We start from the raw sequence: 23,802 nt of genomic DNA, 5'->3' as shown, positions 1-23,802 counted from the left end.
TCACTAGGTTTAACTGGTTGTAATGGGAAAGTCATGGTACAACTTAAAGTTAACTTTAGGTCAATGGTTAATCGTATGGATATTTCTGAAGTAGTAAAAATATCGGGGTTACCCCCATCAACGCTGAGGTATTATGAACAGATAAAGCTGATTCGTTCAGTGGGAAGAAATGGACTAAGACGCCAATATTCATCAGAGGTGCTAAATAAACTGAATATTATTCGTCTTGGTCGTTTGGCTGGTTTATCCCTGAATGAAATTTCCGAAATGTTTAACTCGTCAGAGGAGAATACACTGGTTATTGATCGTGATTTATTAGCTCAAAAGGCTCAAGATATTGACGACCACATCAAACGCCTACAGGCCGTTCGTGATAGCCTAAATCATGTGGCATCTTGTCCCTACGATTCACATTTAGAGTGCAAGTCCTTCCAAAAATTGATGAAACTGGTGAGGCGATATACTCCAGCTCAATTTGGTATAAAAAGTTAATGTCCCTAAATATGACTCAGATGAATGAATCAAGTTTGAACCTATTTGATGGCAGTGATCGCTCTTATCCACACAGGAAAATAATAATTCGCTGTTATAACCATATCCTGCCAGTTTATTGATGGTTTTTCTTGTTTTTTAACTCAGAAAAAACTGGTTGTCCATTGCTGAATAAGATATGGCCATTACATTAAATGGCGAGTAAGAGGCGTCTAGTTATGCTGTTATATCATATTTAATGACATTCTGTATAGGTTTATCCTCCATATTTTATGTTAAAATTAACGCATTTAGATATAGAATAGTTGATGCCTTATAGAGTTTGATTCTAGTTTTAATATTTAATGATTTTTTGATGAGACAGTACCCTTGATTTAACATTCTGGTGAACCAATGGAAAAAGAAAAATTTTGTGAAAATTGTGGACAATTATTATTGAAAAAAGAATGTGCGGGTGAAGGGGTTATTCCTTTTTGCCATCATTGTAATGAATATCGTTTCCCTCACTTTAGTGTTGCCATCAGTGCTATTATTTTAAACCCAGACCAGAATAGCGTTTTGCTTGTACAGCAATATGGTAGTCAAGATAATATATTAGTTGCCGGTTATGTCTCTCAAGGTGAAAATCTCGAAACAACGGTTATTCGGGAAATAGAGGAAGAAACGGGGTTATTGGTTCATAGCCCTCGTTATATGAGTAGTGAATATTATTCGAAGTCTAATACTCTGGTATGTAATTATCTTTGTATTGCTGAATCGGAAGATTTATCTGGAACTAATCATGAAATTGATTCAGCAGCTTGGTTTCCTTTCGAGGCGGCGTTATTAGAAATTAAACCCAATAGTTTAGCGGAAACATTCTTGAAACGTGCGATTCAATCTCTTAATTAAATGTATGCTATCTCTATAATTATGGGATGGGCTGTAATTTATTCGTATCGGTAGTGTGTCTCATTTTCTCATCAAGGGAATACCCCCATCCATCAGCGATGAAAGGGGGTGATAAATAATCGAAATATTAAGATTTAAATCCCGCAGCCGTCATTAATAAACGAAAAGTTAGTGAAGCAGCGGCAAGCGCTAATACACTTATGATCCAAATTCCTATCATCCACGAGCCTTGGCGTATTATTTTTGATAATTTCATCATCGTTCTTCTATCAATATTGACTGATTTATTTTCATATTCAATTTTTTTGGATCCTCAATGATAAGCTGCATTTTCATCCACTTTCCCTGAAAAGACGTAATAGCTCCAGAATGTATACACTAGAATTATGGGTAAAATAAGACCAGTACCTATTAGCATAAACCGCTGACTTTCATAAGGTGCGGCTGCTTGCCAAATAGTGATGTTGGGGGGAATAATATTTGGCCAAATACTAATGCCCAAGCCTATAAATCCCAATAAAATAAAACCAAGTACTAGCCAAAATGGTAGGCTTTCTTTTTGTTTTTGAATAGAACGATATAAGGCCCAGCATAGTATTAATGTTATTAATGGGAGAGGGGCTAGATAATACAGGTTTGGCAAACTGAACCAACGATGAGCGATAGCTGCATGTTCTATCGGGGTCCAAATACTCACAATGGCAAAGGACAAGAGTGTAGCGAACAGGATCACTTTGTTATAAGAGAACATGGTTTCCTGCTATGCTCCTTTTGTTTTCATGATAAGCCAGGTATTGCCCAATAACGCATAGGCAGCAACTAAGCCTACGCCACAGAAAAGTGGGAACGGGGTTATCCAGTCGAGTGGGCCTCCGACAAATTCTTGGCCTTCAACGTTAAATCCTTGCAGTACAGCACCGACAACCACTCCTTGACAATACGTAGTGATAATAGAACCGGCCATAAAGGCCCGATCCCAAAATGGGAGATGGGAGGGAAGGGCTTTGAAGCGAAATTCAAAAGCAACACCGCGAAAAATTAAAGCAACAAGCATAATGGTGAGCGGAATGGTCAATGCTTCAATGATCACGGAGTAAGCTAAAGGAAAAGCACCAAACAACCCCGCCCCTCCCAGAACCAGCCAGGTCTCATTGCCATCCCAAACTGGGGCGACACTGTTGACCATGACATCTTTCTGTTTTTTATCTTTGATAAACGGCATTAATATACCGATACCCAAATCAAATCCATCCATGACAATATACATTAGGGTTGCAAAAATGATTATTCCGAACCAAATAACGGATAAGTCAAACAGCATGATATTTTACCTCATTTTATTTCGTTGGAAGTTATATTCGGCCAGAGATGGTGTCGGTTGTATGATTACTTAAATGGTCATTGTCTACAGGACCTTTTTGGATTTGACGAATCATGTAGAAATAACCAAAACCAAACACTAAGCTGTAAACAACGAAAAAGGTGATGAGACTAACGCTCATGGTTAAGTCTCCGTGTGTTGATACCGCATCTTTTGTTTTCATCAAACCATAAACCACCCAAGGTTGACGACCAATCTCGGTGGTAAACCAACCTGCTAATATGGCGATTAAACCTGAGGGGCCCATAAACAGGCTCAGCTTTAAAAAAGCGGGAGAACGGTAAACTTGTTCGTTTCGACGTAAAATTAGCCCAAGCACACCTTGCAAAATCATGAGTAATCCAAGCCCTACCATGATTCGAAACGACCAGAAGATGACCGTGGAATTTGGCCTTTCATCTTTTGGGAAGTCTTTTAACGCTGGAATAGGCTCGGTCAGGCTGTGTTTGAGTATTAGGCTACCGAGTACGGGGAGCTCGATGGCGTAATCCGTTTGCTCTGTGTCCATATTGGGCAAACCAAACAGAATTAGCGGCGTGGGCTTACCGTTTGAATTGTCCCAGTGTCCTTCTATGGCAGCAATTTTTTCAGGTTGATACTCAAGTGTATTCAAACCATGTAAATCACCAATGAAGGCCTGTATTGGTGCGACGAGCAGTAACATCCAAAGTGACATAGAAAACATTTTTCTTATCGCATTCGTCTCATTACCACGTAACAGGTGCCAAGCTGCGGATGCACTCACAAAAAGGGCGGAACTTAAAAAGGCAGAAACCGTCATGTGAGCTAAGCGGTAGGGAAATGATGGATTAAAAATGACCTTGAACCAATCAACAGGAATGACCTGTCCATTCACGATTTCATGGCCTTGAGGCGTGTGCATCCAACTATTGGAGGCGAGAATCCAAAAGGTGGAAATGATCGTACCTAATGCAACCATACAGGTCGCAAAGAAATGAATTTCCCGTCCTACTTTTTTCCACCCAAATAGCATAACACCAAGAAAACCAGCTTCTAGGAAAAAGGCAGTGAGAACTTCATAAGTTAATAGAGGTCCAGTGATGCTTCCTGCAAAGCGTGAAAATCCGCTCCAGTGGGTACCAAATTGATAAGCCATGACCAAGCCAGACACAACCCCCATACCGAAGTTGATCGCAAAAATTTTTGACCAAAATAGGTAAAGAGTTTTGTAATCTTTGTTATGCGTTTTTAGCCATAACCCTTCGAGCACCGCTAAATAAGTCGCTAGCCCAATCGTGATGGCAGGAAAAATAATATGAAAGGAAACAGTAAACGCAAACTGTATCCTCGCAAGCATAAAGGCGTCGAGACCGAACATAAACTTCCTTTGAATCTTATGATACTTATGAGGTTCTAATGCTAGATAGGATCTTTCTTTTCTCATAGATACAGAAAATGAACTTTGTGCTATAACAGTTGTATTTTTCTATTGTTATATATTAGCGGCATTTTTGGGTTGGGAGTGGTGTAATTTGGCTAAATATGAAGAGCTAGTGGAAGGCATACAGCGACAAATTAAATCGGGCATATGGAATCCTGGGGATAAGTTGCCGTCACTTCGTAAGCAAGTCGAACATACTGGGCTTAGTTTAATGACCGTTTTACATGCTTATCAAGTTCTGGAATCGCAGGGATGGCTCATTGCTCGTCCACGCTCCGGTTATTGTGTCGCTCCGACGGTCAAAAAAAACCAGAGTCAAGTCACTCAAGCTGCCATATCGTGGACGGAAAAAGTCGATATTAATGCGTTTATTTTTGAGATCTTGCAAGCCAGTAAAAAGCCGCAAATGATTAATTTAGGGTTTTCTTATCCCGATCCGGCTCTTTATCCGCGACAACAAGTGAATCGTGCGCTGACCTCTGCTGCGCGTAATATGCCCATCACCAGTTCATTTGATAATTTACCACCAGGCAATGAAGCGCTTCGAATTCTTATTGCTAAGCGTTATGCAGCAAAAGGTGTCAACATTTCTCCCGATGAAATTGTGATTACCGCAGGAGCATTAGAAGCGCTAAATCTCAGTTTACAAGCCTGTACCCGAGCCGGTGATTGGGTTGTGGTGGAATCCCCTACCTTTTATGGAACGCTGCAATCATTAGAACGTCTCGGTCTTAAAGCACTTTCGATTCGTACAGACCCTTATAGTGGTATTGATTTAGACTCCTTAGAGCGGGCCTTTCAAACTCATGATGTTAAAGCTTGTTGGTTTATGTCTAATCATCAAAATCCCTTGGGTTTTACGATGTCTTTAGAGAAGAAAAAACAAGTGAGTGAAATATTACAGCGTTACAACATTCCCCTGATTGAAGATGATGTTTATGGCGAGTTATATGTGGGGAATGAATCCGTATCGCCCATTCGGGCATTTGATGAGAGTGGCAATACCATGCTGTGTTCTTCATTTTCTAAATCCTTAATCGCAGGTTTGCGTATTGGATGGGTGGCGGCTGGGAATCGGGCAATACAAATACAAAAATTACAATTAATGAGCACGCTTGCGACCAGTGCGCCTATCCAACTTACCCTCAAAAACTATTTAAGTGGTCGCCATTATGAGATGCACTTAAAAAACCTTCGTAAACACTTACAAAAACGAAAGATGGAAATGGTGGCAGCATTTAAGCATTATCTTCATCAAAATGTGAAAATTGTGAATCAACCCGGTGGGTATTTTATTTGGCTGGAAATGCCCAAGCATGTTGATGCTTTGAATGTATATCATGCGGCATTGAGCGAAAATATTAGCATTGCTCCTGGTAAAATGTTTAGTCTAACAGAGCAATATAACCACTGTATTCGGCTAAATGCATCCTTTGAGCTCAATGAGACGAGGATGAGAGCGATTAAAAAATTAAGTCAGATTATTAATAACTTCTGTCGTTAAGAGTATGTCAGGGAGTAAATGTCACGGAGGCTACTTTTTAATTTAAAATGCAATTCCTTGAAATAGCTAGGTTTAGAGACAAAAAAAGACGTCCTAGGACGTCTTTCTTCTGGAATTTGGCTCCCCCTGCGGGACTCGAACCTGCGACATACGGATTAACAGTCCGCCGTTCTACCAACTGAACTAAGGGGGAATTGGTTTGTGCAGCGGATGGTAGCTACTCGGTCCTAATGTGTCAACTATTGGTATTAAAAAAAGTGGGATTTTTTTTGCTTTGAAGGCTTTACTTTTCTGTATCCCTTGCCGGCTTTGACCTTAAATTAGTTATCCACCAAATTTGTGGATAACCATGTTGATGAGTGTTGAATAATTATTCTCTTGATATTTTTGTCTTTGTTTTTTTACGATGTACATGATGAAATTTGTTGGTAACTAATTGTTTTTGTTTTTATTTATTGGTTTATCAACAGGTTTTTTATGTGAAAGGCGTATGACAAGAATACTGCAGAAATAAGATATCTTTAGGGAAAATGGGGAAAAGCAGTGGATTGTTTTGTTGTAAATATTGGGGTGGGGTATCGCTAGGGCTGAGGATGATAGCAAAGTAAAAAGAGGTTGGCTATTGTTTATTTTGAGGTTTACGCGATCTGCTGCGCAAGATTGTGTTGTAAGTAAAAAGGGTTCTTATAATTGCGGGTCGTTGTTCTATTGGCTTTATTGGAATACTTGCGTATTCATCTGAAAAGTAAGGGGCCTTTTCGATGTATTTTGAAGACTTTTGCTTGCTAGTCACTGACGGGATGCGGAGAATACTTGTGATAAAAATCGCTAAGATGGAAAGACGACAATGAGCAAAGCATTTGAGCTAGTTTCGCACTATCAACCTTCTGGTGATCAACCCGAAGCCATTCAACGCTTGTTAGAAGGCATTGACGCTGGGCTAGCACACCAAACATTGTTGGGTGTGACGGGGTCGGGAAAAACGTTTACTCTCGCTAATGTCATTGCTAGAGCGCAGCGTCCAACGATCTTATTAGCGCCGAATAAAACGTTAGCGGCTCAATTGTATGGGGAAATGAAAAATTTTTTCCCGCATAACGCGGTGGAATATTTTGTCTCTTATTACGATTATTACCAGCCTGAAGCTTATGTTCCTACCACCGACACCTTTATTGAGAAAGATGCTTCCGTTAATGCTCATATAGAGCAGATGCGTTTATCTGCCACGAAAGCTTTACTCGAACGTAAAGATGCCATCATTGTGGCATCGGTTTCTGCAATTTATGGTTTGGGCGATCCTGATTCTTACCTAAAGATGATGTTGCATTTACGCCGTGGAGATGTACTTAATCAGCGAGATATGCTCCGCCGTTTAGCTGAACTGCAGTATACCCGTAATGAAATGGCGTTTGAGCGTGGGCAGTTTCGGGTTCGCGGCGAGGTGATTGATATTTTTCCCGCAGAATCAGAACAAGAAGCGGTGCGGGTGGAGATGTTTGATGATGAGGTGGAGTGTATCAGTTTATTTGACCCATTAACCGGAGCGGTTAAACAGCGTGATCTGGCTCGTTATACCATCTATCCTAAAACCCACTATGTCACCCCTCGAGAGCGAATTCTGGAAGCGATTGAGCAGATCAAACAAGAGCTACAACTCCGACGTCAATACTTACTCGAGAATAATAAGCTACTGGAAGAGCAGCGGATTTCTCAGCGAACTCAGTTTGATATTGAAATGATGAATGAGCTGGGTTTTTGCTCGGGTATCGAAAACTACTCTCGTTATCTTAGTGGTCGTAGTGAAGGGGAGCCACCACCGACTCTTTTTGATTATTTGCCGCATGATGGTTTGTTGGTTATTGATGAATCGCATGTAACTGTTCCGCAAATTGGGGCGATGTACAAAGGGGACCGTTCACGTAAAGAAACTTTAGTTGAATTTGGATTTCGGTTGCCTTCGGCGCTGGATAACCGCCCATTGAAGTTTGATGAATTTGAAGCATTAGCTCCACAAACGATTTTTGTGTCAGCGACACCGAGCCACTATGAATTAGAGAAATCAGCCGGAGAAGTGGTTGAACAAGTAGTTCGGCCAACGGGGTTACTTGACCCTGAACTAGAAGTACGCCCTGTGGCGACTCAAGTGGATGATTTGTTATCTGAAATTCGTTTGCGATCCGTGAAAGATGAGCGCGTTTTGGTTACCACCTTGACAAAGCGGATGGCAGAGGACCTCACTGAATATTTACATGAGCATGGCGTCAAGGTTCGTTACTTACACTCAGATATTGATACAGTTGAGCGTGTTGAGATTATTCGAGACTTAAGATTAGGCGTTTTTGATGTACTGGTGGGTATCAACTTATTGCGTGAAGGGTTAGATATGCCTGAAGTCTCTTTGGTTGCGATTTTAGATGCGGATAAAGAAGGTTTTTTGCGTTCAGAACGATCATTAATCCAAACTATAGGTCGAGCGGCTCGTCATTTAGAAGGAAAGGCCATTCTCTATGCCGATACGGTGACAAAATCCATGCAAAAAGCAATGGATGAAACGCAGAGACGCAGAGAAAAACAGCATGCTTATAATGAAAAAATGGGTATTCAACCGCAGGCTTTAAAACGCAATATCAACGATATTATGGAGCTTGGGGATGCCACCAAAGCTCGCAAGCAGAAAACTAGCCGAGTTGTGCCACTATCTAAAGTTGCCGAAGAGGGAGCGGGATATGGAAGTTTAACCCCTCAGCAACTAGAAAAAGAGATTTTAAAATTAGAGGCGCAAATGTATAAACATGCACAAGAGCTGGAATTTGAACAGGCAGCAGCTAAGCGCGATCAGATAGAAACGCTACGTCAGCAATTTATTGTTAATAGTTGAGTTTTTTCGGCTTTAAAAGATAAAAAAATAGCCAATAGAAAGAACTCTATTGGCTGATATAGTATGAATATAATATTCACTAACAACGTCAGTTGGCTAGGTGACCCGCTAGGGTCATGTTGAGTAATGCATGTATCATGCCGAATATAAAATCGCCTGAATTAGCGGTTTGTCAGTGCTTCCTGATGGATTCGCTGTCCCATTTCTGACAAAATAGTGAAGAGACATTTGCAAAATGCGACTCTCAATGCAATTATTGATCAAAATGCAAAAAATAAATGGCTAGGTTATGCAACTTACTGACAATCAATTTAAATCTAAACATCTACTTATGGTGGAGGATACCGCCTCGGTTGCGGCGTTGTATCGTTCTTATTTAACTCCACTAGAGATTGATATTACTATTGTTGGTACAGGGCGAGCTGCGATTGAAAGCCTTAATCGACGTAAACCTGACTTAATTTTATTGGATTTACGCCTGCCTGATATGACGGGTATGGATGTTTTGCACGCGGTTAAAGAACGTTCTCCTGATGTGCCGATTATTTTTATGACAGCTCATGGTTCTATTGATACCGCTGTGGAAGCCATGCGTTATGGTGCGCAGGATTTTTTAATTAAACCCTGCGAGGCTGATCGTTTGCGAGTTACTGTAAATAACGCGATACGTAAAGCTTCAAAATTAAAAAATAACCCCAGTCATTCAACCAATTCTAATTATCAAGGTTTTATTGGTAGCAGTCAGACCATGCAAGCGGTTTATCGAACGATTGATTCCGCCGCCAGCAGTAAAGCAAGCATTTTTATTACTGGGGAAAGTGGCACCGGAAAAGAAGTCTGTGCAGAGGCGATTCATGCTGCCAGTAAACGAGGTGAAAAACCTTTCATTGCGATCAACTGTGCCGCGATTCCAAAAGATTTGATCGAAAGTGAATTGTTTGGTCATGTGAAAGGAGCGTTTACAGGAGCTGCCGTGGATCGACAAGGGGCTGCCGAGTTAGCTGATGGAGGCACTCTATTTTTAGATGAATTGTGTGAAATGGATTTGGATCTACAAACCAAGCTGTTGCGATTCATTCAAACCGGAACCTTTCAAAAAGTAGGGTCATCAAAAATGCACAGTGTAGATGTTCGCTTTGTCTGTGCGACTAACCGAGATCCATGGAAGGAAGTACAAGAAGGCCGTTTCCGTGAAGACTTGTACTACCGGTTGTATGTGATTCCTCTCCACTTGCCGCCATTAAGAGAGCGGGGAGAAGATGTGATTGAAATTGCTTACTCGCTGCTGGGGCATATGTCGAAAGAAGAAGGAAAAGAATTTGTTCGTCTTTCGCCAGAAGTAATAGAGCGTTTTAAACATTATGAGTGGCCGGGAAATGTGCGCCAACTACAGAATGTTTTACGTAATGTGGTGGTGCTCAATAATGGGCAGGAGATTACTTTGCCCATGCTGCCGCCACCTTTAAACTTGCCTCGAACTCAAGAGCGTTCGGTTGCTTCTCAGCCAGTGGATACCGGACTTTCGGTACAGGATATCTTTCCGTTATGGATGACAGAAAAGCAAGCAATAGAAAAAGCGATCGAAGCGTGTGATGGCAATATTCCACGGGCGGCCAGTTATTTAGATGTTAGCCCTTCAACCATCTATCGCAAGCTACAAGCATGGAATGAGAAAGAGCAAGAGAAGGAACAATAATTGGTCATGGAGTGGATAAACCAAAACAAAATTGATCGCCTATCACAAGAAATTGGTGCAGAAAACATCCCGATGTTGATCGAGATTTTTCTTGGTGAGTTGGAAACGTACCAGAGAAATTTAACCAGTGAATCGGTGGATGGACACCTCGATTACTTGGCTGAAATTAGTCATGCATTAAAGAGTAGTGCTGCCAGTTTTGGCGCAGAGCGGTTACATGCGAAGGCTCAAGTGCTCGATAGCCAGTTTAAGCAAGGGGTGGTTATGGATGAAGCAACGGAAGTGGCCAGTATGATTGATGAACTCAATCATACTGCAAAACACTATTACCGATTAATCAATTAATTGTTCTTCAATGGCTTGACGAAGCTTGACGCGATCATGTCGCCAATCACGGTTAGGAGAAGCTAAATCTCGAGTGACACAGTTCCATTTTTCGGTCAAATCAGGATGAGGCTCAGCACCAATAATGACATCAATTTGACGAGCTTGGCAGGCTCGTTCACACCATTCCAGTTTTTGTTCTAAGCTCATCCGCCCCGCTGGGCCATACTCTGGCGAAAGATTTTCGACAAAAATAAGCTTAGCATGGGTATTGTTGGCAATCGCTAAGCCAATTTCAGGCAACAGCAATGGCGGCATTACACTGGTTAAGAAGCTGCCTGGGCCGAGAATGATCGCATCTGCCTGAGCAATCGCATGCACGCCTTCTCGAGTTGCTGGCACCTCGGGATCGAGATCAAGCCTTAACAAGTCTTGCTGCATCTCATCAACATTGGTTTCCCCAGTAACCCATTTCCCTTCTGTTGACAGCGCGGTTAAATCAGAGGGGTGCTCAGACATCGGAACGATATTGACATCAACTTTTAGCATATTGCGGATAAGGTTGATGGCATCCAGCGGCCTGACAGACAAATGATCAAGCGCGGTGAGCATCAAGTTTCCTAGATTATGTCCATCCAGTTCACCTGCACCTTTAAATCGGTATTCAAACATCATTGAACTAATAGAGGGTTCGGTGATCAACTGATTGATACAGTTACGGGTATCTCCCCATGCTATGCCGCCTTGGCAATGGCGAATTCGCCCTGTTGAGCCGCCATTATCGGTTGTCGTTACAATACCAGTGGCATTAGCGCCAAACACTTTTAACGCCGCTAACATTCGGCCTAATCCGTGGCCGCCACCAATAGCGACCACTTTTTTATGTTCATAGAGACTCATAAATTTCTTCTTATGCTCAGTGATGGCCTACAATTTAGAGTAATGTCCGTACAGATGGTACTCATTTTGAGGTAATTTGAGGAATGAGTAAGTTTTTTTCGTGCTTGTACTGGAATCACACATAAATATTAAGTATTTTAACGACTAGCTGCAATTGAGTGGGCCTGAGTGACCTCTTTAGTTGCCATAACTCCGAGCTTAGTGTCGCTAAGTCCATAACGATAAGCGACATAAGCCAGTGACTGCAAGTCACAAGGGCATGATTGGAAATGGTCATGCCTCCCGTATTTGGAAAGGTGTTCCGTGGCGCAACAATTTGAAGACCGATTTCAACGCAAGTTTTATTATTTGCGTTTGTCTATTACAGATGTCTGTAATTTTAAATGTACCTACTGCTTACCTGATGGCTACCAGCCATCGGGGAGAAAAAATTCCTCATTTTTAACCCTGTCTGAAATTCAACGCATTGTCAGTGCGTTTGCCTATTGTGGAACCTCCAAAGTAAGAATTACAGGAGGAGAACCCAGCCTGCGTAAAGATTTTACCGAGATAATACAAACGGTTGCTGATGAAAATGGCATTGAAAAAATTGCCACCACAACCAACGGTTATCGCATGGCGAAGGGGATAGGTGAGTGGAAACAGGCCGGGCTTACGCATATTAATGTCAGTGTGGATAGCCTTGACCCTCGGATGTTTCAGCAAATTACCGGTGAAAATCGTTTTTATCAGGTGATGCAAGGGATTGATCGTGCATTTGAAGTCGGCTTTGAGCAAGTCAAAGTCAATGTGGTACTCATGAAAGATTTAAATGCGCAAGCAATGCCACAGTTTCTTGCTTGGATTAAACATCGCCCGATACAATTACGTTTTATTGAATTAATGCAAACCGGAGAGATGGACTCACTGTTTACTCAGCACCATGTGTCTGGTATTGCACTACGTAACCAATTGATGGCTGATGGCTGGGTACTCAAGGCGCGAGCTCATAATGATGGGCCAGCCCAAGTTTATGTTCATGCTGACTATCAGGGTGAAATTGGGCTCATTATGCCGTATGAGAAAAACTTTTGTCACAGCTGTAATCGGTTACGTATCTCAGCATTAGGAAAATTGCATCTGTGTCTTTTTGGTGAACACGGGATTCCATTGCGTGATCTACTACAAAAAGATGAGCAACAAGCCGCATTGATTGAACGCATTCAGATGCAATTACAGAATAAATCCGAGAGCCACTTTTTGCATGATGGCAATACGGGAATGACACCACACCTTGCTTCTATTGGTGGATAGTAACAACCTGTGGCTGTTTTATAGTCAGAATTAATTATTAAGGTGAGAAACAAATGGGGCACGCAGAAAGCAAATTTCAACCCGCTAGTATTGCTGTATTAACAGTGTCAGATACTCGTACGGAAGAAAATGACACCTCCGGTCGTTACTTGGTGGATCAGCTAATAGAAGCGGGACACACGCTGGCCGATAAACAGATTGTGATCGACGATAGGTATAAAATTCGAGCCATTGTTTCGCAATGGATTGCTGATGAGCAAGTTCAGGTTGTACTGATCACGGGTGGTACAGGCTTTACTTCTCGCGATAGCACCCCCGAAGCATTAAAGCCTCTTTTTGATAAAGAAGTCGAAGGTTTTGGCGAGCTATTTCGTATGGTGTCATATGAAGAGATTGGTACATCAACCATTCAATCTCGCGCTGTAGCTGGTTTTGCTAACCATACCGTCGTCTTTGCGATGCCGGGCTCAACGGGAGCATGTCGAACCGGGTGGACGAAAATCATTAAACAGCAGCTGGACGCTAGCCATCGCCCTTGTAATTTTATGCCACATCTGAGTGTATAAAAGGGAGCATGATGAACCAATTTAGCCATATTAATGCCAGCGGTGAAGCAAACATGGTTGATGTGTCTGCCAAGCTTGATACGGTACGAGAAGCCCGAGCAGAAGCTTACGTACGTATGGCCCCGGAAACATTGAAATTGATAGTTTCAGGGCAGCATCACAAAGGCGATGTGTTTGCGACGGCGAGAATTGCGGGAATTCAAGCTGCAAAGAAAACGTGGGATCTTATCCCACTTTGTCACCCTTTGTTGTTGTCAAAAGTAGAAGTAAATCTTGAAGCATTAGAACATGAGAGCCGAGTTCGTATCGAATCTGTGTGTAAATTGGCTGGTAAAACTGGAGTAGAAATGGAAGCGTTAACCGCAGCTTCTGTTGCCGCATTAACCATTTATGACATGTGTAAAGCGGTACAAAAAGACATGGTGATTGAACAGGTTCGCTTACTAGAAAAAGTCGGTGGTAAATCTGGACACTTTAAGGTAGACCAATGATTAAAGTACTTTTTTTTGCACAAACCCGAGAGTTAGTGGGCTGTGATCATATTGAGCTTGAAGCATGTTTTGAAACGGTAGAAATGCTCCGTCACCATTTATCTCAACAAGAGGGTAAGTGGTCACTCGCTTTACAGGCTGATAAATTACTTGCTGCCGTTAACCAATCAATTGTCCCGATGGCACATCCATTACAAGCGGGAGATGAAGTGGCTTTCTTTCCGCCGGTCACTGGAGGGTAATCACGATGGATTCAAGAATTTCTGTTCAACATAACGATTTTTCTGTGGCTGATGAGTATGCGGCGTTAGCACAAGGCAGTGGTGCTGGTGCGATTGTGACGTTTGTTGGTAAAGTACGAGACATGAACCTAGGTGATGATGTGGTTGGCCTGCATTTAGAGCATTATCCTGGTATGACAGAAAAAGCGCTATTGGCTATTTGTGATGAGGCACAACACCGTTGGCCTTTACACAAAGTACGGGTTATTCATCGAATAGGGGATATGGATGCTGGTGAGCAAATTGTTTTTGTTGGCGTCACCAGCGCGCATCGCAACGCCAGTTTTGCTGCTTGTGAATTTATTATGGACACCCTAAAGACCCAAGCGCCTTTTTGGAAAAAAGAGCGCACAACGGAAAGTACCCGTTGGGTTGAATCTCGTGATTCAGATCATCAAGCCGCCCAGCGCTGGTAACCTTTCTTTTGCCCAGCACAACGCTTGTGCTGGCTGCTTCTCTATTTTTTCCCGTCTTATTCTGCTCTTCTATAGACAAAAAAAAGTGATTTCTATTTAGTAAAATCAAGAAATTAGTCAACACTTACTGTATCGGCGTGCTTAATAACGCAAGGAGACAGTAATGGATTCATTGAAAGTAAGAGATTATATGACCGTTCAAACGGTCACCTTCAGCCCCGACATGCCATTGAGTGCCGCTCTTGAGCGAGTGATGCACTCTCATCATTTGGGGGGGCCTGTCATTGATGAGAATAAGCGAGTGATTGGCTTTCTCTCTGAGCAAGATTTACTCGATAAGCTGATCAAGGTGAGTTATTTTTGCCAAGATACACACATTGTCAGTGATTGTATGCATAAGGAAGTCCTTTCTGTTTCACCGGATATGTCAATTATTGAGCTGGCTGATATGATGAAAGTCGGTAAACCGAAAGTCTATCCGGTTGTTGAACAAGGTCGGTTAGTCGGCATTATTACTCGACGTAATGTATTGTTAGCCATAGCGAAAAATCTCACGGCTTGTTTTAAACACCCAGTATAGTTTCAATGAAGAAATGATGGCACCTATTGGCCCATAGACACTTTCTCAGCTTATGGGCCTTATTCATGCGCTGGGTGGTTTTATTTATTGCTTGACCTTAGAGCTAACTCCAAGGTGTAAGCTTTACACATACCCAATCAAGGAGCGTTCTTTATGTGTGTAAAGCATGACAGTTGTTGTTCTACTCAGTCCTCTCATCATCAACATTCAGCCTCTTGCTGTTCCTCAACCTCTTGTTCTACATCTGCAGACATTTCAGCTACGAAGAGCAGCCATTGCCACAGTGAGTGCTGTAGTGAAGGGACGCCACCTGAAGGGGAAGAGCCCGCCATCACGAATGCTCAGTATCAACAAAGTTGGCAAGTGGCTGGGATGGACTGCCCTTCTTGTGCTAGAAAAATAGAAACGGCTCTGCAGAAAGTCACCGATATCGTAGAGGCTAAAGTTCTATTTGCGACTCAAAAATTAGTCGTGCGATTTAATCAAGCTGAAACCGCAGAAGCTGTGGAGCAAGCGGTGATGGATGCTGGATTTCGTATCCAATCACCGGCAGATGCAGCATCAGATGAAGAGAATCAATCGCCCTCTTGGTCGTTGCAATCGGATAATCTTCGCATTATGGCTATTGGTGCCGCGATGGGAATCGGGGCTATTGTTGATCAGTGGTCAGTTGAGTGGGCGATGTGGATTTTTACCCTAACCTGTTTATTGGGTCTGTTCCCTATTGCACGAAAGGCATGGCAATTGGCCAAATCAGGCACACCTTTTGCGATTGAAACATTGATGACGGTGGCAGCATTAGGAGCTTTATATTTAGGCGAAACGGCTGAAGCCGCCATGGTATTGTTGCTCTTTTTGATTGGTGAGCGGCTCGAAGGGGTTGCCGCTTCTCGTGCGCGTTCAGGGGTAAAAGCTTTGATGGCGTTGGTGCCTGAAATGGCAACCAAAATTGATGAACAAGGTCACCGAATTTCAGTCTCAGCTCAGCAATTACAACCCGGTGATAAAGTCGAAGTAGCCCCGGGCGGCCGCCTGCCTGCTGATGGGGCTTTGCTTGAGCCTGTGGCAAGCTTTGATGAAAGTGCGTTGACTGGTGAATCGATCCCCGTTGAACGGCAGCAAGGTGCGTCTTTATTTGCCGGAACGGTTGTGGTTGACCGTGTGATCCAGATGAGTATTACCTCGAAAGCGGGAGAGAACGCGATTGATCGGATCTTACATCTGATTGAAGAAGCGGAATCACGAAAAGCCCCGCTGGAACGCTTTCTTGATAAATTTAGCCGTTGGTATACCCCGCTGATGATGGGGGTTGCATTGTTGGTGGTGATTCTTCCCCCTTTATTGTTTGCCCAACCTTGGGAAACTTGGACATACCGAGGTTTAGCATTGTTATTGATTGCCTGTCCATGTGCGCTGGTTATCTCAACGCCTGCCGCCATTACTTCAGGGCTAGCGGCAGGAGCAAGGCGAGGGGCTCTAATTAAGGGAGGTGCTGCATTAGAACAACTGGGACGTATTGAAGTGATGGCGTTTGATAAAACGGGGACGCTCACGGAAGGCAAGCCAACAGTGACGGACACGATTGACCTTACCCATTCGAATGTAACCTGGTTAAGTGCCGTGGCGGCGATTGAACAAGGTTCAACACATCCACTCGCCACGTCATTGGTTGAGGATGTGCAACGTCGAGGATACTCGATTGACGTCGCTACCGATAAACAAGCATTAGTTGGACGAGGTATGACCGGTGTGGTTGAAGGGCAGCGTTACTCTTTATTATCACCGAGTAAAATTGAAGGAACATTAGACGCCTCATTGCAAGACAAGATCGACCGCTTAGAGAACGAAGGAAAGACGCTGGCAGTGGCTCTGAAAGGTAGGGAGCCCATCGGCATTATTGCTTGGCAAGATACGTTGCGAGAAGATGCGCAGGGGGCGATTGCACAACTTAAAAAATTGGGCATAGATAGCATTATGCTGACAGGAGACAACGTTCGCAGCGCCGCTGCACTTGCTCAGGCTTTATCCATGAATTATCAAGCTGGGTTGTTACCACAAGATAAAGTGGCCTTTATTGAGCATTTATCTCAGCAACGCGCCGTTGCGATGGTAGGTGATGGTATTAATGATGCGCCTGCAATGAAACAAGCGAGCATTGGTATTGCCATGGGTGGGGGGACGGATGTTGCATTAGAAACGGCAGATGCAGCATTAACTCATAATCGACTGTTGGAATTAGCGGGAATGATCCAGCTTTCACGGGCAACCCTGAATAATATTCGGCAAAATGTGACATTAGCTTTAGGGTTGAAAGGCATTTTTCTTGTGACCAGTTTATTGGGTATCACTGGACTATGGGTCGCAGTATTGGCTGATAGTGGTGCGACTGCACTGGTGACCTTAAATGCTTTACGGTTATTGCGTTTTAAGCCGTAATAGGATGATCTTGCGTGCTTGATACTTTCATCAGCACGCAAGCTAGGTTTGACAGGATGTTGTTTTTGATTGCATCAATACAGCATGAATATGTGATGCAAATCGTTTTCCTTTGTAAATTATTGATTTGTTACTTTCGTTGTTGTGATTCTTGTCACTTATTGGTGCTCAGGGCTGGGCTAGAGTAGTGATGTACCCAATACTAATGATGTGCTGAATAAGCCACGATGAAGGAGTTACTTATGTCTCAAGCTGTATTTCACTTAGGTGTTACTCAGGGCGATTTAAATGGAGCCACTTTAGCGATTATTCCTGGTGATCCGGCTCGTGTGCAAAAAATTGCTGAATTGATGGATAACCCTGTCTTTTTAGCGAGCCACCGTGAATACACACTTTATCGTGCTGAGTTAGATGGCCATTCTGTGGTGGTTTGCTCAACAGGAATCGGTGGCCCTTCAACGTCAATTGCCGTTGAAGAGTTAGCACAGTTAGGGGTTCGTTCATTTTTACGCGTTGGTACAACTGGTGCGATTCAACCCCATATCAATGTTGGGGATATGATTGTGACCACAGGGTCGGTTCGACTTGATGGTGCAAGTTTGCATTTCGCACCAATGGAGTTTCCTGCGGTTCCCGATTTTGACGTGGCTTTGGCAATGAAACAAGCGGTAGAGGAAAGTGGTGCAGTTGTTCATACAGGGGTGACGGCATCAAGCGATACGTTTTATCCAGGCCAAGAGCGTTATGATACTTTTACTGGACGTGTTGTGCGCCGTTTTCAAGGTTCGATGAAAGAGTGGCAAGAAATGGGTGTGCTTAACTTTGAAATGGAATCAGCAACGTTATTGACCATGTGTGCTAGCTCTGGGTTAAAAGCGGGGTGTGTTGCGGGGGTGATTATTAACCGGACACAAAAAGAAATTCCTGATCATGCTACGCTAAAAGAAACCGAAGCACGCTCTATCAAAGTGGTGGTGGAAGCCGCTCGTAAAATGCTCAAATAAGCGCTAAAGCACCGCGAATGCGGTGCTTATTTAGTTAAGCCAGAACCTGTTTCGGTAAGGGTAAATATAGGTTTTCGGTCAGATCTGCCAGCATTTGATCATATACATCAGCAATACTGAGCGAAATTTCTGAAGTGAGCTGATAAAAGGCTTCTGGCTCCATCTCAAAAGTCCGGCTATCGTGGTACTCTGCTAAGCGACGCATCGCTTCACTGCAGGTAGGCGACGCGATAGACAACGGGCTTATTAACGCCAATTGATTGAGTTTACGTCGTACTGCATCACAATAATGTTTTAGTCGTGACCGCCCCTCCTCAGTATGCATCTCTTCAATACAAATCCGAAGTTGAGTTAAAGCATCCATACTATCGAGCACTTGCTGCCAGTTCATGTGGTATTCATCGCTCAAATCTTCTCGGTTGGATTCGACCAGCCAAGCCAACATGACTTCATCGAGTAAAAATAGGCAGTGGCGGATAGCTTTACCATGCAGCATTTGATTACGAGCCACGCTCCACGTTGACCATTCATTCGTTAGCGCCTTTAACTTTAGCTGTAAAATTCGATACATCGGCTTATTGTCAAAGTGGGCAGTAGCAATAAGATGCTCTGATTTTTCTTCTATCTGTTGTTGTAAATGTTGTAGCTCTACTTCGCGTTCTTGGCCAAACATCAGGCTATGATGTGTGGCACTACGATGTTGACGACATAAGTAGAGTAACTGACGCAAATCAACCAATAACGTGTATTTTCTTTGTAAGGTAGACTCCTTTTGTTTTGCAAAGAAGAACATCAAATACAACACGCCTACAGAGATAAGCATTGAGATCAAGACAAACATAAGCCACTCCTTGTTTATGTTGGTTACCACCCAAGGAGTAGCACGCTTGGTGCCAATATTTTATGCCTTATAAATCAATCGGTTAATTTTTGATGATAAAATGGACTGCACTGAGTTGGTGCGAGATGCTCGAAAAGAGTGATCGCTGATACAAAAAAGCCCCTAATGCTGGTGACTCATAGGGGCTAACTAAATAGAGCTGAATGATTCTAAGTGGGTTACATCACACGCATGCCCGGTTGAGCTCCTTCATGTGGTTCTAAAATCCACAGTTCGCTGCCACCTGGGCCAGCAGCAAGAATCATCCCTTCTGACATCCCAAACTTCATCTTACGAGGCTTAAGGTTTGCCACCATTACTGTGTATTTTCCGACCAGATCTTCGGGGTTATAAGCGGCTTTAATTCCAGAGAAAACTTGTCGTGTTTCGCCGCCAATATCTAATTGGAACTTAAGCAACTTATCGGCTTTCGGAACGGCTTCGCAAGAAAGAATTTTTGCAATGCGTAAATCGACTTTAGCAAAATCATCAAATTCAATTTCTGCGGCGATGGGATCTTTGCTTAATTCCGTTTGCTGTGTTTTTGGCGCAGCGGCTTCTGCGGCGGCTTTTTCAGCGGCAGCTTCTTGTTTTGATTCTTCAATCATTGCTTCAATATGTTTAGGATCAATACGATTAAACAAGGCTTTAAATGCAGTGATTGGATGATCCGTCAAAGGTTGAGCAATACCATCCCAAGTTAAGGGTTGGTTTAAGAAAGCTTCAGAGCGTTCAGCGAGTGATGGCATCACAGGTTTTAGATAGGTCATCAGCACACGGAATAGGTTAATACCAACAGTACAGATATCTTGTAGTGCTTGATCCTGACCTTCTTGTTTTGCTACAACCCAAGGTGCCTTTTCATCTACATATTGGTTAGCTTTATCCGCTAATGCAGTAATTTCACGAATGGCACGGCCAAATTCACGGTTTTCATACAATTCGCCAATGCGTTCAGCCGCAGCAATGAACTCACGATAAAGTTCGGGCTCGGCGAAATGGGCGGATAATTTGCCTTCAAAACGTTTGGCGATAAAGCCGGCATTACGAGAGGCCAAGTTAACAATTTTATTCACCACATCGGCATTAACGCGTTGTGTAAAGTCTTCCAGATTCAAATCCAGATCATCAATTCGGTTGTTGAGTTTGGCTGCGTAGTAGTAACGTAGGCATTCCGGCTCAATATGTTTAAGGTAAGTACTTGCTTTAACAAAGGTTCCTTTCGACTTAGACATCTTAGCGCCATTGACCGTAACATAACCGTGTACAAAAACATTGGTTGGTTTACGGAACCCACTGCCATCTAGCATGGCGGGCCAAAATAGGCTGTGGAAGTAAACAATGTCTTTACCGATAAAGTGATACAGTTCCGTTTGGCTCTCTTTATTCCAATACTCGTCAAAATTGAGATCAGAACGTTTGTTACAGAGGTTTTTAAATGACCCCATATAGCCGATAGGGGCATCTAACCAAACATAGAAGAATTTATTCTGCTCACCAGGGATTTCAAAGCCGAAATAAGGTGCATCACGAGAGATGTCCCATTGCTGAAGGCCTGATTCAAACCATTCTTGCATTTTATTCGCGGTTTCTGTTTGCAGGGAACCGGAACGAGTCCACTCTTTGAGCATGTTTTCAAACTGAGGAAGATCGAAGAAAAAGTGCTCCGAATCTTTCATAATGGGTGTGGCACCAGAAACGGCTGAGCGAGGGTTGATCAGCTCGGTTGGGCTGTAGGTTTCGCCACAAGCATCGCAGTTATCGCCGTATTGATCTTCTGACTTACACTTTGGACAAGTACCTTTAACAAATCGATCCGGTAAGAACATTTCTTTTTCGGGATCATAGAGTTGAGAAATGGTACGGCTTGAGATAAAGCCATTTTTTTTCAGTTGCAGATAAATATGAGAAGCAAGCTCACGGTTTTCTTCACTGTGTGTACTGTGATAGTTATCAAAACTGATATCAAATCCAGCGAAATCTTTTTGATGCTCTTCGCTGACCGCGGCGATCATCTCTTCCGGTGTGATACCCATCTGCTGTGCTTTAAGCATAATTGGCGTGCCATGAGCGTCGTCTGCACAGATGAAGTTTACAATATTGCCGCGTAGGCGTTGGTAACGCACCCAAATATCCGCTTGGATATGCTCAAGCATATGACCTAAGTGGATGGAACCGTTAGCGTACGGAAGGGCACAAGTTACCAGCAGTTTCCTTGGAGAAACATTTCTTGGTTCAGTTGCCATACTTAATTATTCGCTATATTTGATAGGTATTGAAAGTAATGGTTAATACTACCTGATGACGCTACCAACGCCAAGGCAAGAGTCGAGATAAGGCCTTAACTTTTTTAGGGTTCAGTGTCATGAAAGAGAGTGGTAGCATGATCAAAAAAGGAGGGCTTATGCTCACATTTACGTCCAAACACGATTTTTGCTCTTGGCTGACTCAGTTTTCTCATCCCAACCTGATTGAAGATTGGGCGCATTCACCGAACATTGTCAAAGTGACCGCGGCTGGAAAGTTTGAAATAGCGCTTCCTTTTGCCGCCAAAACGCTCGTTACCCAGTTACAAGATTGGATTGTTCAGCAGCAAACTGCGCAAGAGGTTGCCTCTTTTGATTATCATATTTCTGTGGTGCCTAAAGCCTTAGTGACCCAAGTGGCCAATCGTGTGAAAGGGGTTAAAAATATTATTGCGGTAACCTCCGCCAAGGGGGGGGTTGGTAAATCCACTACGGCTGCAAACCTAGCACTTGCTATTGCGGGCAGTGGGGCGAAGGTTGGCTTGCTCGATGCAGATATTTATGGGCCTTCTGTTCCTATGATGTTTGGTATGCTAAATGCTAAGCCTGAAGTGAGAGAGAACAAATGGATGCAGCCTGTGAAAGCGCATGGCATTTATACCCATTCTATCGGTTATTTAGTTGATAAAGCCGATGCGGCCATTTGGCGAGGCCCGATGGCGTCGAAAGCGTTATCCCAACTGCTGAATGAAACCGAATGGCCAGAGCTTGATTATCTGGTGATCGATATGCCGCCGGGTACGGGAGACATTCAATTGACGCTCTCTCAGCAAATTCCGGTGACAGGGGCTGTGATTGTGACAACCCCCCAAGATCTAGCCCTAGCTGATGCCCGTAAGGGGGCGGCTATGTTTGAGAAAGTGGCAGTGCCTGTGGTTGGCTTAGTGGAAAATATGAGTTACCACATTTGTAGCCACTGTGGAGAAAAAGAAGCGATTTTTGGTGTGGGTGGAGCACAAACATTAGCGGGAGAATATGGTTTGGCGTTGCTGGCTCAGATCCCTTTGCATATTCATATGCGTGAAGATATTGACGCTGGCACTCCAACCGTCATGGCTCGTCCAGAGAGTGAACACAGCCAGATCTTCTATGCTCTCGCTGAACGAATTTGTGCCAGCTTATATTGGCAAGGTAAAGCAAAACCCGAGATGATTGACTTAGCCTTGGTCGATTAAGTCGCTTATGTTAGCGGTGTTTGAATGCACCGCTTCATTTTATCCCTCACAAAATTTTCAGCTATCACTAGGTAATCGTTTGCGTTGTTGTCATTTTATTCAAGCCAAGAAATTACTGATATTTTACCCCTTTACGAACTGGTATCTATAGAATGAACTCCCTATAATCAGGCGGTTTATCTTCATTCCTCACATACACGTATCGGGTACACTGAACCATGTCTGATAATAATCAATGCGTCATCGTCGGTATTGCTGGCGCTTCTGCTTCTGGGAAAAGCCTCATAGCGAGTACCATTTATAATGAACTTCGCGCTAAAGTAGGCGACCATCAAATCGGTGTGATCACGGAAGATTGCTATTACAAAGACCAAAGCCATCTGAGTATGGACGAGCGTGTCAAAACCAATTACGACCACCCGAATGCTTTAGATCACGATCTGTTATGTGAACATCTACAAGCTTTGGTACGAGGTGAAGCGGTAGAAGTTCCAGAATACAGCTACAGTGAACACACCCGCACCGCGAATACCACTCTTTTGACCCCTAAAAAAGTCATTATTCTTGAAGGCATTTTACTGCTTACCGACCCCCGTTTACGTGATTTAATGCATGCCTCTATTTTTATGGATACCCCTCTAGATATTTGCTTATTGCGTCGCGTAAAACGTGATGTAGAAGAGCGTGGACGGACGATGGAATCGGTATTAAAGCAATATCAAAAAACGGTTCGCCCTATGTTTATGCAGTTTATTGAACCCTCAAAGCAGTATGCCGATATTATTGTTCCTCGCGGAGGAAAAAATCGTATTGCGATTGATGTGTTGAAAGCGCATATAGCGAAGTTGCTAAAATCATAAATTTAACCGATAGTTGACTTTATATTTTGCAGTATCAGTGGCACTT

At 43.2% G+C, this 23,802-nt stretch carries 21 protein-coding genes, 1 tRNA gene, 1 pseudogene and 1 riboswitch; of the genes and pseudogenes, 16 read left to right on the top strand and 7 right to left on the bottom strand.

Going from position 1 to position 23,802, the window contains the following annotated elements:
- The first annotated feature begins 75 nt into the window (after nucleotides 1-75).
- A complete protein-coding gene (locus tag EXA13_RS10065) occupies nucleotides 76-492 on the top strand; it encodes a helix-turn-helix domain-containing protein (RefSeq protein WP_238133055.1) in 417 nt (138 codons plus the stop codon).
- A gap of 393 nt (nucleotides 493-885) precedes the next feature.
- A complete protein-coding gene (locus tag EXA13_RS10060; protein WP_238133054.1) occupies nucleotides 886-1,383 on the top strand; it encodes an NAD(+) diphosphatase in 498 nt (165 codons plus the stop codon).
- A gap of 127 nt (nucleotides 1,384-1,510) precedes the next feature.
- Here the strand turns inward: EXA13_RS10060 and EXA13_RS10055 are convergent, their stop codons facing one another.
- The 3 genes and pseudogenes from EXA13_RS10055 to EXA13_RS10045 form a co-directional block, all read right to left on the bottom strand.
- On the bottom strand, nucleotides 1,511-1,603 hold the full coding sequence (locus EXA13_RS10055; RefSeq protein WP_238133053.1) for a DUF2474 family protein: 93 nt from the start codon (nucleotides 1,601-1,603) through the stop codon (nucleotides 1,511-1,513).
- 93 nt (nucleotides 1,604-1,696) lie between these two features.
- Nucleotides 1,697-2,704, bottom strand: a pseudogene (gene cydB, locus EXA13_RS10050) (cytochrome d ubiquinol oxidase subunit II).
- Nucleotides 2,705-2,735: 31 nt separating this feature from the next.
- The gene (locus EXA13_RS10045) at nucleotides 2,736-4,103 is read right to left on the bottom strand and encodes a cytochrome ubiquinol oxidase subunit I (RefSeq protein WP_238133052.1); all 1,368 of its coding nucleotides are present in this window, start codon (nucleotides 4,101-4,103) and stop codon (nucleotides 2,736-2,738) included.
- Between the two features lie 154 nt (nucleotides 4,104-4,257).
- Here EXA13_RS10045 and EXA13_RS10040 point away from each other — a divergent pair, with 154 nt between their 5' ends.
- Entirely contained in the window at nucleotides 4,258-5,670 is a 1,413-nt protein-coding gene (locus EXA13_RS10040; protein WP_238133051.1) for a PLP-dependent aminotransferase family protein, read from the top strand.
- A gap of 117 nt (nucleotides 5,671-5,787) precedes the next feature.
- On the opposite strand, the gene EXA13_RS10035 is transcribed toward EXA13_RS10040, so the two are convergent.
- Nucleotides 5,788-5,863, bottom strand: a tRNA-Asn gene (locus EXA13_RS10035).
- Nucleotides 5,864-6,517: 654 nt separating this feature from the next.
- On the opposite strand from EXA13_RS10035, the gene uvrB reads away from it, so the two are divergent.
- From uvrB to luxU, 3 genes are all read left to right on the top strand, one after another.
- Nucleotides 6,518-8,548: an excinuclease ABC subunit UvrB gene (gene uvrB / locus EXA13_RS10030; RefSeq protein WP_238133050.1), complete on the top strand. Its 2,031-nt coding sequence runs from the start codon at nucleotides 6,518-6,520 to the stop codon at nucleotides 8,546-8,548.
- 289 nt (nucleotides 8,549-8,837) lie between these two features.
- Nucleotides 8,838-10,244, top strand: coding sequence for a quorum-sensing sigma-54 dependent transcriptional regulator LuxO (luxO, locus tag EXA13_RS10025; RefSeq protein ID WP_238133049.1), 1,407 nt, complete (start codon nucleotides 8,838-8,840; stop codon nucleotides 10,242-10,244).
- A gap of 6 nt (nucleotides 10,245-10,250) precedes the next feature.
- Nucleotides 10,251-10,589, top strand: coding sequence for a quorum-sensing phosphorelay protein LuxU (gene luxU / locus EXA13_RS10020; protein WP_238133048.1), 339 nt, complete (start codon nucleotides 10,251-10,253; stop codon nucleotides 10,587-10,589).
- Here the strand turns inward: luxU and EXA13_RS10015 are convergent.
- A complete protein-coding gene (locus tag EXA13_RS10015) occupies nucleotides 10,578-11,468 on the bottom strand; it encodes a YvcK family protein (protein ID WP_238133047.1) in 891 nt (296 codons plus the stop codon). The genes luxU and EXA13_RS10015 overlap by 12 nt on opposite strands.
- A 178-nt stretch (nucleotides 11,469-11,646) precedes the next feature.
- A riboswitch (molybdenum cofactor riboswitch) is annotated at nucleotides 11,647-11,783 on the top strand.
- On the opposite strand from EXA13_RS10015, the gene moaA reads away from it, so the two are divergent.
- The 8 genes from moaA to udp all read left to right on the top strand — a co-directional run bounded on the left by moaA (nucleotide 11,772) and on the right by udp (nucleotide 18,535).
- Nucleotides 11,772-12,761, top strand: coding sequence for a GTP 3',8-cyclase MoaA (moaA, locus tag EXA13_RS10010; RefSeq protein ID WP_238133046.1), 990 nt, complete (start codon nucleotides 11,772-11,774; stop codon nucleotides 12,759-12,761). It overlaps the preceding riboswitch by 12 nt.
- A 53-nt stretch (nucleotides 12,762-12,814) precedes the next feature.
- Nucleotides 12,815-13,327 carry a molybdenum cofactor biosynthesis protein B gene (gene moaB, locus EXA13_RS10005; RefSeq protein WP_238133045.1) on the top strand — a complete coding sequence of 171 codons (513 nt, stop codon included), beginning with the start codon at nucleotides 12,815-12,817 and terminating at the stop codon, nucleotides 13,325-13,327.
- A gap of 11 nt (nucleotides 13,328-13,338) precedes the next feature.
- Nucleotides 13,339-13,818, top strand: coding sequence for a cyclic pyranopterin monophosphate synthase MoaC (gene moaC, locus EXA13_RS10000; protein ID WP_238133070.1), 480 nt, complete (start codon nucleotides 13,339-13,341; stop codon nucleotides 13,816-13,818).
- Nucleotides 13,815-14,060, top strand: coding sequence for a molybdopterin synthase sulfur carrier subunit (gene moaD / locus EXA13_RS09995; RefSeq protein ID WP_238133044.1), 246 nt, complete (start codon nucleotides 13,815-13,817; stop codon nucleotides 14,058-14,060). The genes moaC and moaD overlap by 4 nt, the downstream gene beginning before the upstream one ends.
- Before the next feature lie 5 nt (nucleotides 14,061-14,065).
- Nucleotides 14,066-14,515: a molybdopterin synthase catalytic subunit MoaE gene (gene moaE, locus EXA13_RS09990; protein WP_238133043.1), complete on the top strand. Its 450-nt coding sequence runs from the start codon at nucleotides 14,066-14,068 to the stop codon at nucleotides 14,513-14,515.
- 163 nt (nucleotides 14,516-14,678) lie between these two features.
- Nucleotides 14,679-15,095 (top strand): CBS domain-containing protein, encoded by a 417-nt coding sequence (locus EXA13_RS09985; RefSeq protein ID WP_238133042.1) that lies wholly within the window; start codon nucleotides 14,679-14,681, stop codon nucleotides 15,093-15,095.
- A gap of 153 nt (nucleotides 15,096-15,248) precedes the next feature.
- Entirely contained in the window at nucleotides 15,249-17,531 is a 2,283-nt protein-coding gene (locus tag EXA13_RS09980; protein WP_238133041.1) for a zinc/cadmium/mercury/lead-transporting ATPase, read from the top strand.
- 242 nt (nucleotides 17,532-17,773) lie between these two features.
- Complete coding sequence (gene udp / locus EXA13_RS09975) at nucleotides 17,774-18,535, top strand: uridine phosphorylase (RefSeq protein ID WP_238133040.1); 762 nt, start codon at nucleotides 17,774-17,776, stop codon at nucleotides 18,533-18,535.
- A gap of 34 nt (nucleotides 18,536-18,569) precedes the next feature.
- On the opposite strand, the gene EXA13_RS09970 is transcribed toward udp, so the two are convergent.
- Together EXA13_RS09970 and metG are read right to left on the bottom strand one after the other, a co-directional pair.
- Nucleotides 18,570-19,376, bottom strand: coding sequence for a hypothetical protein (locus EXA13_RS09970; protein ID WP_238133039.1), 807 nt, complete (start codon nucleotides 19,374-19,376; stop codon nucleotides 18,570-18,572).
- A 218-nt stretch (nucleotides 19,377-19,594) separates the two neighbouring features.
- Complete coding sequence (gene metG / locus EXA13_RS09965; RefSeq protein ID WP_238133038.1) at nucleotides 19,595-21,661, bottom strand: methionine--tRNA ligase; 2,067 nt, start codon at nucleotides 21,659-21,661, stop codon at nucleotides 19,595-19,597.
- A gap of 158 nt (nucleotides 21,662-21,819) precedes the next feature.
- Here metG and apbC point away from each other — a divergent pair, with 158 nt between their 5' ends.
- Together apbC and udk are read left to right on the top strand one after the other, a co-directional pair.
- Complete coding sequence (apbC, locus tag EXA13_RS09960; protein ID WP_238133037.1) at nucleotides 21,820-22,896, top strand: iron-sulfur cluster carrier protein ApbC; 1,077 nt, start codon at nucleotides 21,820-21,822, stop codon at nucleotides 22,894-22,896.
- A gap of 218 nt (nucleotides 22,897-23,114) precedes the next feature.
- On the top strand, nucleotides 23,115-23,756 hold the full coding sequence (udk, locus tag EXA13_RS09955; protein ID WP_238133036.1) for a uridine kinase: 642 nt from the start codon (nucleotides 23,115-23,117) through the stop codon (nucleotides 23,754-23,756).
- Nucleotides 23,757-23,802 lie beyond the last annotated feature (46 nt).

The sequence above is a fragment of the Vibrio cincinnatiensis genome (genome assembly GCF_022113815.1).
Taxonomy (GTDB): Bacteria; Pseudomonadota; Gammaproteobacteria; order Enterobacterales; family Vibrionaceae; genus Vibrio; species Vibrio cincinnatiensis_A.
This window is presented reverse-complemented; position numbering and strand designations above follow the sequence as displayed.

Coding starts and splice junctions, on each gene's coding strand:
- EXA13_RS10065 (WP_238133055.1), top strand. CDS start 76: ATGGATATTTCTGAAGTAGTAAAAATATCGGGGTTACCCCCATCAACG.
- EXA13_RS10060 (WP_238133054.1), top strand. CDS start 886: ATGGAAAAAGAAAAATTTTGTGAAAATTGTGGACAATTATTATTGAAA.
- EXA13_RS10055 (WP_238133053.1), bottom strand. CDS start 1,603: ATGATAGGAATTTGGATCATAAGTGTATTAGCGCTTGCCGCTGCTTCA.
- EXA13_RS10045 (WP_238133052.1), bottom strand. CDS start 4,103: ATGTTCGGTCTCGACGCCTTTATGCTTGCGAGGATACAGTTTGCGTTT.
- uvrB (WP_238133050.1), top strand. CDS start 6,518: ATGAGCAAAGCATTTGAGCTAGTTTCGCACTATCAACCTTCTGGTGAT.
- luxO (WP_238133049.1), top strand. CDS start 8,838: ATGCAACTTACTGACAATCAATTTAAATCTAAACATCTACTTATGGTG.
- luxU (WP_238133048.1), top strand. CDS start 10,251: ATGGAGTGGATAAACCAAAACAAAATTGATCGCCTATCACAAGAAATT.
- EXA13_RS10015 (WP_238133047.1), bottom strand. CDS start 11,468: ATGAGTCTCTATGAACATAAAAAAGTGGTCGCTATTGGTGGCGGCCAC.
- moaB (WP_238133045.1), top strand. CDS start 12,815: ATGGGGCACGCAGAAAGCAAATTTCAACCCGCTAGTATTGCTGTATTA.
- moaC (WP_238133070.1), top strand. CDS start 13,339: ATGAACCAATTTAGCCATATTAATGCCAGCGGTGAAGCAAACATGGTT.
- moaD (WP_238133044.1), top strand. CDS start 13,815: ATGATTAAAGTACTTTTTTTTGCACAAACCCGAGAGTTAGTGGGCTGT.
- moaE (WP_238133043.1), top strand. CDS start 14,066: ATGGATTCAAGAATTTCTGTTCAACATAACGATTTTTCTGTGGCTGAT.
- EXA13_RS09985 (WP_238133042.1), top strand. CDS start 14,679: ATGGATTCATTGAAAGTAAGAGATTATATGACCGTTCAAACGGTCACC.
- EXA13_RS09980 (WP_238133041.1), top strand. CDS start 15,249: ATGTGTGTAAAGCATGACAGTTGTTGTTCTACTCAGTCCTCTCATCAT.
- udp (WP_238133040.1), top strand. CDS start 17,774: ATGTCTCAAGCTGTATTTCACTTAGGTGTTACTCAGGGCGATTTAAAT.
- EXA13_RS09970 (WP_238133039.1), bottom strand. CDS start 19,376: ATGTTTGTCTTGATCTCAATGCTTATCTCTGTAGGCGTGTTGTATTTG.
- metG (WP_238133038.1), bottom strand. CDS start 21,661: ATGGCAACTGAACCAAGAAATGTTTCTCCAAGGAAACTGCTGGTAACT.
- apbC (WP_238133037.1), top strand. CDS start 21,820: ATGCTCACATTTACGTCCAAACACGATTTTTGCTCTTGGCTGACTCAG.
- udk (WP_238133036.1), top strand. CDS start 23,115: ATGTCTGATAATAATCAATGCGTCATCGTCGGTATTGCTGGCGCTTCT.